Source organism: Paracidovorax wautersii, assembly GCF_031453675.1.
Taxonomy (GTDB): Bacteria; Pseudomonadota; Gammaproteobacteria; order Burkholderiales; family Burkholderiaceae_C; genus Paracidovorax.
The window spans coordinates 2251660-2265052 of the sequence record NZ_JAVIZX010000001.1 but is presented as its reverse complement, the minus strand read 5'-3'; the positions used below and the strand labels follow the sequence as shown (position 1 = coordinate 2265052).

Here is a 13393-nt window from a genome sequence, read left to right as displayed (position 1 = left end):
CCAGCGCATAAAGCTATCCTAAAGATAGCAAAGACCGCGGCGAGCCGCTTGCTCTCGATTCGTCCTCGCCGGCCTGCGCCCAGGATCGCCGCCCGGCCTGCAGACCCAGCGCACGGCTCAGGCCGCAGCGCTGCCGCTGGCCTGCCCGGCAATCTGGCGCAGCGCCTGCTCGAACACCTCCACCGGCTGGCCGCCCTGGATCAGGTGGCGGCCGTTGACGATGACGGCCGGCACGGAGTGGATGCCGTGCTGCTGGTAGAACGCCTCCTGCTCGCGCACGGCATCGGCGTATTCATCAGACGCCAGCACCGCCCGGGCGCGCTCCGCGTCCAACCCCAGCTGAGCGACCAGGCGCAGCAGCACGTCGTGGCTGCCAGGGTTCTGGCCGTGCGTGAAGTACGCCTCGAACAGCGCGTGCTTCAGCGCCGCCTGCTGGCCGGCCGCGCCCTCTTCGCCCGCCCAGTGCAGCAAACGGTGCGCGTCGAAGGTGTTGTAGATGCGGCCGCGCTGGCCCATGTTGAAGGTGAAGCCCAGCGCCGCGCCGCGCTCGGTGATCGCATCGCGGTTCTTCTGCGACTGCTCCGGCGTGGCGCCGTACTTCTCGAACAGGTGCTCGGCAATGTCCTGGCCTTCGGCACCCATCTGCGGGTTGAGCTCGAAGGGCTGGAAATGCAGGTCCAGCGCCACCTCGCCCTGCAGCCGCCCGGCGGCCTGCTCCAGCGCGTGCAGGCCGATGGCGCACCATGGGCAGGACACATCGGAGACGAAATCGATCTTGAGGGTGGTGGGCGTGGTGGCGGTCATGCGGCGCTCCGGAAAAAAGCCAGGCCGCCATGGTAGGCGGGCTGCAATGCCCGTGCTGCCCACAGGAAACAGGCAGGCCTGTCCTGTGAGGGCGCGCTCCATCGCATCGGCCACGGCCTGCCCTACCATGCGGGCTTCACCATGACAGCCGATCTGCTTGCCGCTGCGGGCGCGCAACCCGCCCATCTCTTGCTAGGCTCCCAGGCGGTGCTGCTGCACGGCGCTGCACGGGCCGACGCACCCGTTCTGTGGGCGGCCGTCGAGGCCATCGCAGCCCGTGCGCCCTGGCGGCACATGGAAACACCGGGCGGCCGTGCCATGTCGGTGGCCACCACGAACTGCGGCGCGCGTGGCTGGGTCAGCGACCGGCGGGGCTACCGCTACGCCACGCACGACCCGCTCACGGGCGAGCCGTGGCCCGCCCTGCCGGCGGCGCTGCTCAGGCTCGCACGAGCGTCGGCGCAAGCGGCAGGGTTCGAAGCCTTCGAGCCGGACGCCTGTCTCATCAACCGCTATGCGCCCGGCACGCGGTTGTCGCTGCACCAGGACCGCGACGAACGCGATCTGGCGGCCCCCATCGTCTCCGTCTCGCTGGGCCTGCCCGCGACCTTCCTGTGGGGCGGCATGGCCCGGGGCGACAAGGCCTGGCGCGTGCCGCTGGCGCATGGCGACGTCGTGGTGTGGGGCGGCGTGGACCGGTTGCGCTTCCATGGCGTACTTCCCGTGGCGCCGGGCAGCCATCCGCTCACCGGGCCTTTTCGCGTCAACCTGACATTCCGCAAAGCAGGCTGAACGGCGTCGCTCTCGTTTTGATAGCTATACGCGCTCGATGGAAGAGCGCTTCGGGCCATTCGACGCCCGCGTTCTGCCCGTGCAACGTCGGGCATTGCGCGCTTGTCCTACACACGGCCAGCCGCATCTGACAAAAGATCCAGGGCTCGCATGGCAAATCACCTACAGACAAAGGCTTTATGAACATGGCAGACGCGTTCCGCCACGGCTGCGCTCCCCGGCGGGGCACCCTTCCCGGCACCGCATCACGCGCCCTCTCCCTGGGCCGGTGCCGCGCTGCGGCTTTGTTGTGCACCGCTCCCTGCCAGGGCGGCCACGGCCGGGTTTGAGCACCATGCGCATCCTGTATGTGGAGGACAACTGCGAACTGCGTGAATCCATCGGCATGCTGATGGAGGGCGAGGGCCGAACGGTCACCGCCTGCGCCACCGCAGAAGAAGCCCTGGAACTCGACGCCGCCGATCCCTTCGATCTGGTCGTCACCGACGTGAGCCTGCCCGGCATGTCCGGCACCGACCTGTGCCGCAAGCTGCTGGCCGCCGATCCCGACCGCTGGATCGTCCTGTGCTCCGGCTACCAGTTCCCGCACGCGCTCAAGGCCATGGGGCCGCACGTGCGCTCGCTGCTCAAACCGTTCGAGCTGGAGGAGCTGGAAACGCTGCTGGCGTCCGTCCAGGTCCAGCTGGCCGGCCCCAGCCTGGCCTGATCCTTCGCGGCCCCCACGGCCCGCGGCAACCCGCCGCACCAGGGCGCGCCTCCCCACACCCCTTCCCTCGTTTTTCAGCCGCCCTGCGCGGCGCGCCGTCGCGCCCCGCGAAACGGCCATCCGCGGCTTCAGCCCGCGCTGTGGTCGGCTGCGCCCCGGGGGAGCACCACATGGAAAGCCGTGCGGCCCTCGCGCGAGCACACGTCGATGCGGCCATCATGCGCCAGCACCAGCTGCTGCACGATGTACAGGCCCAGCCCCAGGCCTTGATGCCCGCCGCTGCCCGCGCGTGAGCGGCCGCGGAACGGGTCGAACAGATGCGGAATCAGGTCGGGCGGAATGGTGCCGCCGTTGGTGACGGAGAACGCCACCGCATCGGGCGCGGAGCCGTCCAGGCGCAGCAGCACCGGCTGGTCCGGCGCCCCGTGGTGCATGGCGTTGCCCAGCAGGTTGGACAGCACCTGGCACAAGCGCTCGCCGTCCCAGGCGCCCTGCAGGTCCCCCGCCTGCTTCACATCGACGATCCGTTCGGGATGGCTGGAGCGGATCTCCTGCACCGTCCGCTGGGCCGCTTCGGACAGGTCCATCGGCTGGCGCCGCACCACCAGCCCGCCGGCCTGGCGGGCACGGGTCACATCCAGCAAATCCTCGATCATGCGGCCCATGCGCCGGCCCGAGCTCTGGATCTTCTCGGCCAGCGTGTGCACCTTGTCCGCATCCTGCGGCCGTTGCAGCACCATGGCGGAGGCGAGGATCGCGCTGAGCGGCCCGCGCAGGTCGTGGCTGAGCACGGCCATGAACATCTCGTTGATGCGCAGGGCTTCCGTGCGCTCGTGCAGCTCCCGCGCGATGGCGCGCTTCTGGCGGTGCAGCTCGAAGAAGACGTTGGCCTTGTTGATCAGCATGTGCGGATCGATGGGCTTGTACAGAAAGTCCACCGCCCCGGTCTCATAGCCCTTGAACTGCCAGTTCTGGTCGCGCGAGCCGGCCGTCATGAAGATCAGGGGCACATGGCGCGTGCGCTCGCTGCCGCGGATCAGCTCGGCCAGCTCGAAACCGTTCATCTCGGGCATCTGCACGTCCAGCAGCGCCAGCGCCACATCGCTGTGCTGCAGCAGCAGTTCCAGCGCCTCGGGGCCGGAGCTGGCCTTGAGGATGTCCACGCCGTCGCGCTGCAGCAGCGCCTCCAGCGCGATGAGGTTCTCTTCGACGTCGTCGACGAGCAGGCATTTGACGTTGGGATTTCCGGACGCGGACTGCGGCGTGGAAGGACTGAAAATCACACGGGTCTCCCAAGGAGCAGGGGGTTGATCAGCGACGCGATCTGCGCCGGGGGCAGCACATGGTCGGGCTCCAGCAGCGCGAGCGCGGCCTCCGGCATGGCCGTCATCTGCGCAGAGGACGGGTGCTGCACGACCGTCACGCCGCCGGCGCGCTGCACGGCCGCCATGCCGTCGGCGCCGTCCTGGTTGGCGCCGGAGAGCAGCACGGCGAGCAGCTGCGGGCCGTACACGTCGGCCGCTGACTCGAAGAGCACGTCGATGGAGGGGCGCGAGAAGTGCACCGGGTCGTCCACCGACAGCGCCATCGACGGCCCGGCATCGACCAGCAGGTGGTAGTCCGGCGGAGCGAAGTACACGGTGCCGGGTTCGACCGGCTCCTTGTCCTGCGCTTCGCGCAGCGGCACCGCGCACCGCGGCTGGAAGATGTCGCACAGCAGGCTGGGCCGTTCGCGCGGCAGGTGCAGCACGATGAAGACGGAAGCCCGCAGATCGGCCGGCAGGGCCGGCAGCAGCACGGACAGGGCCTCGATGCTGCCCGCAGAGCCGCCGATGACCAGGGCATCGAAGCGGGCGGCTTTTTGCGGACCGCCAGCGCTGTGCTCACCACGCACAGGCCACGAAGAGGACGCCTTTCCGCTCATGCACCCACCCGCTTGCGGTAGACGCGATCCTCCGGCACGAAGTCGTCGAAATCGGACGCGTGCGACGAAAAGCGCAGCGACTCCTTGGAGCCCAGCCCCAGAAATCCCTTGTGGCACAGCGCCTCGTGGAACAGGCCCAGCGCCCGGTCCTGCAGGTCGCGGTCGAAGTAGATCAGCACGTTGCGGCACGACACCAAGTGCACTTCGGCGAACACGCTGTCGGTCGCCAGGCTGTGGTCGGAGAACACGATGTGCCGCCGCAGGCTCTTGTCCATGACCACGCGGCCATAGGCGGCGCTGTAGTGCTCCGAAAGGGATGAGCGGCCGCCCGAGCGCGCATGGTTCTCGGTGAAGCCACGCACCCGCTCGATGTCGTAGACGCCCGCCTCCGCCTTATGCAGCGCCGTGGCGTTGATGTCGGTGGCGTAGATAAGCGTGCGCTCCAGCAGGCCCTCCTCGCGCAGCAGGATGGCCAGCGAATAGACCTCCTCGCCCGTGCTGCAGCCGGCCACCCAGATCTTGAGCGACGGGTAGGTGCGCAGCAGCGGCACCACCTTCTCGCGCAGGGCGCGGAAGTAGGTGGGGTCGCGGAACATCTCGCTGACCTGCACCGTGAGGTATTCCAGCATGGCCGGAAAGACCTCGGGCTCGTGCAGCACCAGGTGCTGCAGTTGGGACAGCGAGCGGCAGTTGAAGCGCGTGAGCGCCGTCTGCAGGCGCCGCTTGAGCGAGGCCTGCGCGTAGCCGCGGAAGTCGTAGTGGAAGCGGTGGTAGATGGCCTCGATCAGCAGGTGCTGTTCGATGTCGAAGGTCTTCTTGCGTTGCTGCAGCACCGGGCCCCGCTCCCTTACTTGGGCATCCACACGCGGACCAGCGAGAGCAGCTTCTCCACGTCCAGCGGCTTGGCGATGTAATCGTTGGCACCTGCGGCCAGGCATTTCTCCTGGTCGTCCTTCATGGCCTTGGCCGTGAGGGCGATGATGGGCAGGCGCCGCCATTCGGACCGCTTGCGGATCTCCTTCATGGCCGTGAAACCGTCCATCTCCGGCATCATGATGTCCATCAGCACCAGGTCCACCGCTGCGGCGCCGGGCGAGGCGGCGCGCTCCAGCGCCTCCAGCGCCTCGCGGCCGTTGCGGGCGATCTCCACCCGTGCGCCGGTGGGCTCCAGCACGCTGGAGAGGGCGAACACGTTGCGCACGTCGTCTTCCACCACCAGGATGGTGCGTCCGTCGAACGTGGAGTCGCGGTCGCGCGCGGCCTGCAGCATCTTGCGCCGCTCCATGGGCAGCGTGGATTCGACCTGGTGCAGGAACAGGGTGACCTCGTCCAGGAGCCGCTCGGGCGAACGGGCGTCCTTGATGATGATGGACTTGGAGAAGCGGCGCAGCTGCTGCTCTTCGTCCCGGGACAGCGAGCGGCCCGTGTAGACGATGACCGGCGGGAAGGCCACGTCCTCCTGTTCGGCCATCTGCTCGAGCAGTTCGTAGCCGCTGAGGTCGGGCAGGTTCAGGTCCATCACCATGCAGTCGAAGGTGGTGGAGCGCAGCAGTTCCAGGGCGCGCTGCGCCGTTTCGGCGCCGACGATCTCCACGTCGCCGTTGGCCAGCAGGTGGCCCACGCTCTCGCGCTGGCGGTCGTCGTCCTCCACCACCAGCACGCGGCGCATGCTCTGCGTGAACTTGGCCTCCATGCGTTCCAGCGCGTGGACCAGTTCCTCGCGCTTGACGGGCTTGAGCGCGTAGCCGATCGCGCCGCGGCCCAGCGCTTCCTGCGCATAGTCGGCCACGGAGACCACGTGCACGGGAATGTGCCGCGTGGCCGGGTTGCGCTTGAGCTGGTCGAGCACGCCCAGCCCGGAGAAGTCAGGCAGGTTCATGTCCAGCACCACGGCGCTGGGCATGTATTCCAGCGCCGCGGCCAGGCCTTCGCCGCCGGTGTGCGTGACGATGCACTGGAAGTCCATCTCGCGCGCCAGGTCGTACAGGATGCGGGCGAAGCGCACGTCGTCCTCCACCACCAGCATCACGCGCTTACCCGGCTGCAGCGCGTCGCGGTCATCGGGCACGGCGCCCGGCACGCGCCGCTGCGGTACGGCCGCGGGTTCGGCCGCTGCCAGTGCGGGCACCGGCGCCGGAGCCGCAGGAGCCAGCGTCGGCGAGGCCATGGCCCGTGCGGTGGGCCGGGCAGTCGCAGTGGCCTCGGTGGAAGCGGCCGCCGACGCCTCGGACTGGCGGGGTGCTGCCGCGGGAAGAATCAGCGTGAACACGCTGCCCTGCCCCGGCGTGCTCTGCACGGTGATATCGCCGCCCAGGCGCTGTGCCAGGTCGCGCGAGATGGACAGGCCCAGGCCCGTGCCGCCGTACTTGCGGTGCGTGCTGCCGTCCGCCTGGCGGAAGGCCTCGAAGATCAGCTCGCGCTGGTGCTCCTCGATGCCGATGCCCGTGTCGTGCACGGCGAAAGACACCGTGCCGTCCGCGTTGGCGGACACGCGCAGCGTGACCTCGCCCTGGTCGGTGAACTTGATGGCGTTGGACAGCAGGTTCTTGAGAATCTGCGCCAGCCGCTGCGGGTCGGACTCGATTCGCGCCGGCGCGCCCGGCTCGACCACCGCGGAGAACGTGAGGTGCTTGTCCTCGGCCAGCGCACGCAGCGGATCGGCCACGGCCTGCACGGCCTTCTGCAGGCTGATCTCCTCGATGGACATCGTGGCCTGGCCGGCCTCGATCTTGGCCAGGTCGAGGATGTCGTTGATCAGCGTGAGCAAGTCATTGCCGGCCGCGTGGATGGTCTGCGCATACTTGACCTGGTCGGGCGACAGGTTGCCCTGCTTGTTGTCGGCCAGGAGTTTGGCCAGGATCAGGCTGGAGTTGAGCGGCGTGCGCAACTCGTGGCTCATGTTGGCCAGGAACTCGCTCTTGTACTGGCTGGCCAGCTCCAGATCGCGCGCCTTGCCGGTGAGCGCATCCTGGGCGCGCAGCAGCTGCTGCTTCTGGTATTCCAGCTGCTGGGTCTGCTCTTCCAGTTGCGCGTTGCTTTGCTCCAGCTCGGTCTGCTGGGCCTCCATCTGGGCCTGCGACTCCTGCAGCATGCGGCTTTGCTGCTCCAGCTCTTCGTTGCTCACGCGCAGCTCTTCCTGCTGGGCCTGCAGTTCCTCGGCCTGGCGCTGCGTTTCCTCCAGCAGCGCTTCCAGTTTGGTGCGGTCGATGGCGGAGCGGATCGCCAGCGCGAGCTGTTCGGACGCCCGCGACAGGAAGTCCAGGTCGGAGGCGTTGACCTTGCGGAAGAAGCCCAGTTCGATCACGGCGTGCGCCACGCCGTTGTGCACCGTCGGCACCAGCACGATCTCGGCCGGGGCCGAGCTGCCCGTGCCGGACACCACCGGCAGGTAGTCCTTGGGCACGTCCTGCACATGCAGCAACTGGCGCGACTGCGCTGCCTGGCCCACCAGCCCTTCGCCCTTGACGATCTGGCCGCGCGCGCTGCCGTCCGGCAGCGCGTAGCCGCCCATGCGCTGGTACAGGCCATGCCCCTCGGTCACGTAGACGGCGCCGATCTTGGCACCCAGCCAGCCGGCCAGGTACTCCAGCGCCATGGGGCCGAGATCCTGCAGACGGTGATCGCCCTGCAGCCGGCCGCCCAGGCCGACCAGGCCGCTCTTGATCCAGTTCTCGCGCGCCTTGGAACGGTGGTCGGCGGCCGTCATGGCGGCCGAGCCGCCGATCAGCAGCAGCAGGACCACCGAGCTGCCCCACATCAGGTAGGCGGCGAAGCTGGCGGCCTCTTCCCAGGCCTTGCGGCGCGACTCCAGCTCCTGGCGCTCGGCCATGAGCATCTCGCGCAGCACGTTGCGGATGTTGTCCATCGACAGCAGGCCCAAGTCGCTGCGCACCAGCGCCACGGCCTCGTCGCGTTTGCCTGCGCGCTGCAGGGCGATGGTGTCTTCCAGTTCCTGCATCTTCTGCGACGTCAGCCGCTTGAGCTGGTCGAAGCGGCGCACCTGCAGCGGGCGATCCTGCGTCAGCACGGCCAGGCGCTGCAGTTCCTGTCCCAGGGCCATGGCCGCGGTATTGAAGGGTTCGAGGTACCGATCCTCTCCGGTGAGCAGGTAGCCCCGCTGGCCCGTCTCGGCGTTCTTCATCGTGTTGAGCACCGCCTGCAGCTGCGAGATGGTCTCGACCGCGGCATTCATCTTCTCCACCGCCTCCGAACGCTGGACCTGCGACTGGTAGGTGAACAGGGCCATGGTGGCGGTCGCCAGGGCCGCCAGGACGAAACCGATCAGAAGCTGCAGCGGCATGACGCGGCGCTGCCCGCGCTGGCGTTCTTCCGCGAAAGAGGAGGGAGTCATGTACGGACGCAGATGAAGTGGTGCCGGATGATAGGGGCTGAGTTCGCACGCTCGTGTAGGCCAAGGCCTTCATGGCCGGGGTGCGCACGGCCGGTGGCACAGCGCCCCGCCGCAGCGCGCCCGATCAGAAAGCGGGGGCCTGGTAGCGCTCCAGCTCGGCCCGCAGCGCCGCGTTCTCGGCCGTCAGTTCAGCCACGCGCTGGCGCAGCGCTCCGACTTCATCGAGTCCGTCCGCCGGCATCGCCGCGGGGGCGGCTTCGGCTGCGGGCGCTCCGCCCTCAGTCGCCGGTTCGGCGGCCGGCTTGCGCTTGGCCTCGCGCACGCGCTTGGCGGCCTGCTTGAGCTCGTCCTTGCCGCCCGCAGCCGCGGCGGCCTGTTCCTGGGCCGGCAGGCTGGCCACCGCGGCCGCCGCATTGAGGGAGATGACACCGGACTTCACGGCCGCCACCAGTTCGGGGGCGGCCTGCTTCTGGATCTTCTCGATCATCACCACCTGGCTGCTGCTGAGGCGGGCGGCCTTGGCCACGTCCTCGCGGCTCTTGAGCGACTCGTCTGCGCCGGACACGCCCAGCGGCGCAGCCGGCTCGACAGCCGCCGGCGCGTCCTCGGCGGGTTCGGCCTGGCGGGCACGGCGTGCGGCCACGATCTCCTTCTTGCGCAACGCCAGTACGCCGCGCTGGAAGTCGGACACGCTGCGCCGCCCCAGGTGCTGGTCGATCATCCACAGGTGTACATCTTCCATCGACTGGAACTGCGTGTTCTGCACGGTCTGGAACGGCAGTCCGTGCTTGCTGCAGATGCCATAGCGGTTGTGCCCGTCGATGAGCAGATCGCCCCAGAGCACCAGCGCATCGCGGCAGCCCTCCGCCAGGATGCTGCGCTCCAGCGCTTCGTGCTCCTGGGGGGTCAATGGGTCGATATAGGCTTTCAGTTCTTCATTGACGATGATGTTCATGGCGCAGGAGGCAATTGCAGGCAAAGGGCGGCATTCTAGGGAGATTGCCTGGACCCGGGCCGCGTAGGCCCGCTCCGACAGGGCCTGCCCCCACCTGCTGACGCCCCCCGCCGGGCGCTGGCGGCTCAATCGGTGCAGGCCATCCTGCCTGCCCACCACGCCGGGGTTTTGCATGTTCTCGTTCGACCACCACCTTGAAGAGGCTGCCGCCCGGCAGATGGGGCAGCCGGTTCTGGCGCTGCCGCAGCGCCAGATGTCTGACCAGCTGATGCCCTACAAGGGCGACGTGCCCTTCTACGAACCCGACGAATGCCAGTTCGCCGACCCCTGGGTGGGCGAGGTGCAGGCCCAGGGCTGAAGCCGGCTCGCGATGCGGGAGCGGCCGTGTCTGCTCAGTGGCCGCCCACGCTCTTGGAAAACAGATTGACCACCAGCACGCCCGCGATGATCAGCCCCATGCCCAGCAGGGCCGGCAGGTCCAGCCGCTGGCCGAAGAACACCCAGCCAATGCCCGAGATCAGCACGATGCCCACGCCGGACCAGATGGCGTAGGCGATGCCGGTGGGCAGCACCTTGAGCGTGAGCGACAGCAGATAGAAGGACACGCCGTACGCCACGACGGTGAACAGGCTGGGCCACAGCCGCGTGAAGCCCTCCGAAGCCTTGAGGGCGGTGGTACCCATCACTTCGCTCAGGATGGCAAATCCCAGCAGCACATAGCTGGTCGTCAGACTCATCGCATCGGTTCCTCTTTGCATACAGTGCAGCCGCGTCGCGCCGGCATGCACAGGCGGTGCGGCGTTCGGTCGGCAGCGGCATGCCGAACCGCGATGGTAGCGGCGGGCGCCAGCACCCGGGGCGGGGCTACTCGCCCGGCCGGCGCGCGCCCGATGCGATCTCGGCCAGCGCCTGGACCGCCGCGTCGCGGGTGGGCCAGCGGTTGTCGGGCAACGGCAGGTTGTGCCCATCCACCTGCGCCTGCCGGTAATAGAAATGCCCACCCTCTTCCTGGCACAACATGCCCGAGTAGGTGGCGCCATCGGCCACGCCGAACACGGTTTCCTGCAACAAGGGGGAAGCAGCCATCTCACACTCCTGCATCGAAAAAAAGCTGCCCCATTCTGGGCCACGGTGCGCAGGGTTCGCTGTAGGCCGATCGGCCTTGGTACCGGCAGCGCGTCGGGCTGGCGCCCCCCTGTCCCTGCCCTCCCTGCCACCTGCGTGCGGCTCAGGAGTCGGCGAAGAGTCCGCCTTCGTTCAGCAGTTCGTAGGCGATATCGGGGCACTGCTCCATGCCCTTTTTGATGGCCGCGGGAAGGGCCTGGCGCGTCTTGCGGCACAGGCCCCGCTGTTCGTGCACGAGGATGGCGATGCCGCGCAGCGTGCGCACCTCGTTCGGGCTGACCGTGATGCTCAGCCGGATACCCAGTTGCTCCTGCAGCCGTGCCTCGATGCGCCGCAGCTCGGCCAGGCTCTGCACGTTCTCCAGGCGCTGCACCAGGCGCTTCTCTTCCTCGCGCGTCAGGCGCAGCACCTTCGCACCTTCGGCGTCGGGCGACTGCAGCAGGGCATCGCGGTCGCACACGCAGGCCCCGGGGGGGCATTCGGTGCGCACAGGAAAGGGAAAAGGCGTCATGGCGGGGGCAGGACGGGGTTCGGCCCATTCTAGTGAGACCGTTCCCACACCCGCAGGCGGCGGTTCTCGGCACACAGCACGCCCCTCGCCCGGCCGCGGCGGCCCGGCCCGACCAGATGCACCCGTCCTGCAGAAGGGGGCTCGAGCGGGCCGCTGTCACGCGGTTTTCATCGTGGGTGCCTAAGGTTTCGCCTTTGTCCCTTTCTGGCCGGCCCCGGCGGCCGGCGTCGCCCACTCCATGCCTTCCCTCTCCCGCCTCTACGCCCTTCGTTTCGCACCCTACGGCCTGCGCGCCACGGCGCTGTGCTCCCTGCTGGCGCTGTCCGCCTGCGGCGGCGGCGATGGCAACAGCGATGACGGCTTCGTCGTGCCCGTCGCACCGGCCGGCGCCGGCTTCGTGGACACCGCCCCCGTGCCCACCGCGCCCGCCTTCGTGGACACGGCCAGCACCAACCAGCGCGGCGATGCGCGCTACGCCACGGTGGACACCAACGCCGGGGTGCGCGTGCTCTCCGGCTTCCTGGACATCTGGGAGCCGCGCGCACGCCGCGTGGATGCCGGCGTGACCGCCCCCGCCGTGGACGGCTTCGCGGCCGTCACCGCCTCCGACTGGACCGGCCTGCCGGGCGATGCCACCGACGGCACCGTCAAGAACGCCGCCGTCCACCGCGAGAACATCGATTACGTAGTGCGCGCCACCGCCCAGCGCACGGCAGCGCAGGCCGAGGCCGCCTACCTGGACGACCGCCGCGGCAAGAACTACAGCGCCACCGACGGCATGGGCCCGCTCACTGCGGCCTGGCGCGCAGCCGCCCAGCAGACCACCACCATCAACGGCGTTGCCGCCGATGCCACCTCCGTGCTGTACAACGACGGCGGCAACAACACCGGCGTGGGCGGCAGCGCCAATGCCTCGTTCGGGCTGGCCATCGACTTCGTCAACAGCATGGGCGCCAACGCGTCCACCGAACCCGCCAAGCGCTTCTACAAGTACGCCCGCCCCTGGCGCTGGAGCAGCGCGGTGCAGGTGGTGCCCACCCTGGAGCGCGCCAAGAGCAGCACGCCCGCGACCGACGGCGGCTACCCCAGCGGCCACACGGCCGAGGCCGTGCGCAACGCCATCGCCATGGCCTACCTGGTGCCGCAGCGCTACCAGGAGATGCTGGCCCGCGGCCTGGAGCTGGGCGAGAGCCGCATCCTGGCGGGCATGCATTCGCCGCTGGACGTGGTGAGCGGCCGCATCCTGGGCCAGGCCTCGGCGGTGGGCAACATCTACGCGGCCCCGCAGGCCACGCGCGACGCCGCCCGCAACCAGGCCCAGCAGACGCTGATGGCCGCCGTAGGCGCCACCACGCCCGCGCAGTTCCTGGCCTTCGCGCATTCGCAGGGTACGGCGCAGGACCGCTTTGCCGACGCCGCCACCAACCGCAGCGCGTACGCGCGCCGCCTGGTGTTCGGCTTCACGCCCATCGGCGACGCTACCCGCCCGGCCGTGGTGCCCAAGGGCGCCGAAGTGCTGCTGGAAACCCGCCTGCCCTACCTGAGCGATGCGCAGCGCCGCGTGGTGCTCAAGACCACCGCCCTGCCCTCGGGCTACCCGGCGATGGACGACGCCGAAGGCTTCGGCCGCCTGAACCTGTTCGCCGCGGCGGACGGCTACGGCGCCTTCAACGGCGATGCGCTCATCACCATGGACGCGGCCCAAGGCGGCTTCCATGCGCTGGACACCTGGCGCAACCCCATCGGCGGCGTCGGCAAGCTGACCAAGGCCGGCAGCGGCACGCTGGTGCTGGCCGGCACCAGCAGCTACAGCGGCGGCACCGAGGTCATCGGCGGCACGCTGCAGGCCGACGCGGCCCAGGCACTCGGCAAGGGCGCGCTGTACGTGAACGGCGGCACCTTCGCCACCAGCGCCAGGGCGCCGGTGGAGCTGGCCGGCAGCTACACGCAGACAGCCACCGGAACCACGCAGGTGCGCCTGGGCAGCCAGGGCGCCGGCCTGGTGTCCACGCTGCAGGCCGCCGCGCTGGCGGGCACGCTCGAGGTCACCTTCCAGAACGGCTTCGCGCCCAAGGCGGGCGACACCGTCACCGTGCTGCGCGCGGCCCGCGTGCACGGCCGGTTCGACCGCGTGAGCGTGGCGGGCTTCAAGGCCACGCCCGTGTACCTGGCCGACAGCGTGCAGCTGCAGCTGAGCGCCGCCAACTGAGGCGAACACGCGCCCG

13 protein-coding genes are annotated in these 13393 nt (G+C 69.3%); 4 read left to right on the top strand and 9 right to left on the bottom strand.

The annotated features are described in order from the left end of the window. Nucleotides 1-117: 117 nt before the first annotated feature. Nucleotides 118-804 (bottom strand): DsbA family oxidoreductase, encoded by a 687-nt coding sequence (locus tag QE399_RS10255; protein ID WP_309828485.1) that lies wholly within the window; start codon nt 802-804, stop codon nt 118-120. A 141-nt stretch (nt 805-945) separates the two neighbouring features. On the opposite strand from QE399_RS10255, the gene alkB reads away from it, so the two are divergent. Next, entirely contained in the window at nt 946-1596 is a 651-nt protein-coding gene (gene alkB, locus QE399_RS10250) for a DNA oxidative demethylase AlkB (RefSeq protein ID WP_309828483.1), read from the top strand. A gap of 334 nt (nt 1597-1930) precedes the next feature. Further along, nucleotides 1931-2302: a response regulator transcription factor gene (locus tag QE399_RS10245; protein WP_309828481.1), complete on the top strand. Its 372-nt coding sequence runs from the start codon at nt 1931-1933 to the stop codon at nt 2300-2302. Nucleotides 2303-2430: 128 nt separating this feature from the next. On the opposite strand, the gene QE399_RS10240 is transcribed toward QE399_RS10245, so the two are convergent. The 5 genes from QE399_RS10240 to QE399_RS10220 all read right to left on the bottom strand — a co-directional run bounded on the left by QE399_RS10240 (nt 2431) and on the right by QE399_RS10220 (nt 9532). Further along, nucleotides 2431-3585, bottom strand: coding sequence for a hybrid sensor histidine kinase/response regulator (locus tag QE399_RS10240; protein ID WP_309828479.1), 1155 nt, complete (start codon nt 3583-3585; stop codon nt 2431-2433). Continuing rightward, the gene (locus QE399_RS10235) at nt 3582-4226 is read right to left on the bottom strand and encodes a chemotaxis protein CheB (RefSeq protein ID WP_309828477.1); all 645 of its coding nucleotides are present in this window, start codon (nt 4224-4226) and stop codon (nt 3582-3584) included. Before QE399_RS10235 ends, QE399_RS10240 begins: the two co-directional genes overlap by 4 nt. Continuing rightward, a complete protein-coding gene (locus QE399_RS10230) occupies nt 4223-5056 on the bottom strand; it encodes a CheR family methyltransferase (RefSeq protein ID WP_309832018.1) in 834 nt (277 codons plus the stop codon). The genes QE399_RS10235 and QE399_RS10230 overlap by 4 nt, the downstream gene beginning before the upstream one ends. A 17-nt stretch (nt 5057-5073) precedes the next feature. Next, complete coding sequence (locus QE399_RS10225; protein WP_309828476.1) at nt 5074-8577, bottom strand: response regulator; 3504 nt, start codon at nt 8575-8577, stop codon at nt 5074-5076. A gap of 124 nt (nt 8578-8701) precedes the next feature. Then, entirely contained in the window at nt 8702-9532 is an 831-nt protein-coding gene (locus QE399_RS10220) for a ParB N-terminal domain-containing protein (RefSeq protein WP_309828474.1), read from the bottom strand. A 172-nt stretch (nt 9533-9704) separates the two neighbouring features. On the opposite strand from QE399_RS10220, the gene QE399_RS10215 reads away from it, so the two are divergent. Continuing rightward, nucleotides 9705-9890 (top strand): hypothetical protein, encoded by a 186-nt coding sequence (locus QE399_RS10215; RefSeq protein WP_309828473.1) that lies wholly within the window; start codon nt 9705-9707, stop codon nt 9888-9890. A gap of 34 nt (nt 9891-9924) precedes the next feature. Here the strand turns inward: QE399_RS10215 and QE399_RS10210 are convergent, their stop codons facing one another. From QE399_RS10210 to QE399_RS10200, 3 genes are all read right to left on the bottom strand, one after another. Continuing rightward, complete coding sequence (locus QE399_RS10210; RefSeq protein ID WP_309828471.1) at nt 9925-10269, bottom strand: SMR family transporter; 345 nt, start codon at nt 10267-10269, stop codon at nt 9925-9927. A 127-nt stretch (nt 10270-10396) separates the two neighbouring features. After that, nucleotides 10397-10618: a hypothetical protein gene (locus QE399_RS10205; protein WP_309828469.1), complete on the bottom strand. Its 222-nt coding sequence runs from the start codon at nt 10616-10618 to the stop codon at nt 10397-10399. Between the two features lie 142 nt (nt 10619-10760). Further along, the gene (locus QE399_RS10200; RefSeq protein WP_309828467.1) at nt 10761-11168 is read right to left on the bottom strand and encodes a hypothetical protein; all 408 of its coding nucleotides are present in this window, start codon (nt 11166-11168) and stop codon (nt 10761-10763) included. 238 nt (nt 11169-11406) lie between these two features. Between QE399_RS10200 and QE399_RS10195 the strand changes: the two genes are divergently transcribed. Further along, a complete protein-coding gene (locus QE399_RS10195) occupies nt 11407-13377 on the top strand; it encodes a phosphatase PAP2 family protein (RefSeq protein ID WP_309828466.1) in 1971 nt (656 codons plus the stop codon). Nucleotides 13378-13393: the final 16 nt, after the last annotated feature.

Coding starts and splice junctions, on each gene's coding strand:
- QE399_RS10255 (WP_309828485.1), bottom strand. CDS start 804: ATGACCGCCACCACGCCCACCACCCTCAAGATCGATTTCGTCTCCGAT.
- alkB (WP_309828483.1), top strand. CDS start 946: ATGACAGCCGATCTGCTTGCCGCTGCGGGCGCGCAACCCGCCCATCTC.
- QE399_RS10245 (WP_309828481.1), top strand. CDS start 1,931: ATGCGCATCCTGTATGTGGAGGACAACTGCGAACTGCGTGAATCCATC.
- QE399_RS10235 (WP_309828477.1), bottom strand. CDS start 4,226: ATGAGCGGAAAGGCGTCCTCTTCGTGGCCTGTGCGTGGTGAGCACAGC.
- QE399_RS10225 (WP_309828476.1), bottom strand. CDS start 8,577: ATGACTCCCTCCTCTTTCGCGGAAGAACGCCAGCGCGGGCAGCGCCGC.
- QE399_RS10220 (WP_309828474.1), bottom strand. CDS start 9,532: ATGAACATCATCGTCAATGAAGAACTGAAAGCCTATATCGACCCATTG.
- QE399_RS10215 (WP_309828473.1), top strand. CDS start 9,705: ATGTTCTCGTTCGACCACCACCTTGAAGAGGCTGCCGCCCGGCAGATG.
- QE399_RS10210 (WP_309828471.1), bottom strand. CDS start 10,269: ATGAGTCTGACGACCAGCTATGTGCTGCTGGGATTTGCCATCCTGAGC.
- QE399_RS10205 (WP_309828469.1), bottom strand. CDS start 10,618: ATGGCTGCTTCCCCCTTGTTGCAGGAAACCGTGTTCGGCGTGGCCGAT.
- QE399_RS10200 (WP_309828467.1), bottom strand. CDS start 11,168: ATGACGCCTTTTCCCTTTCCTGTGCGCACCGAATGCCCCCCCGGGGCC.
- QE399_RS10195 (WP_309828466.1), top strand. CDS start 11,407: ATGCCTTCCCTCTCCCGCCTCTACGCCCTTCGTTTCGCACCCTACGGC.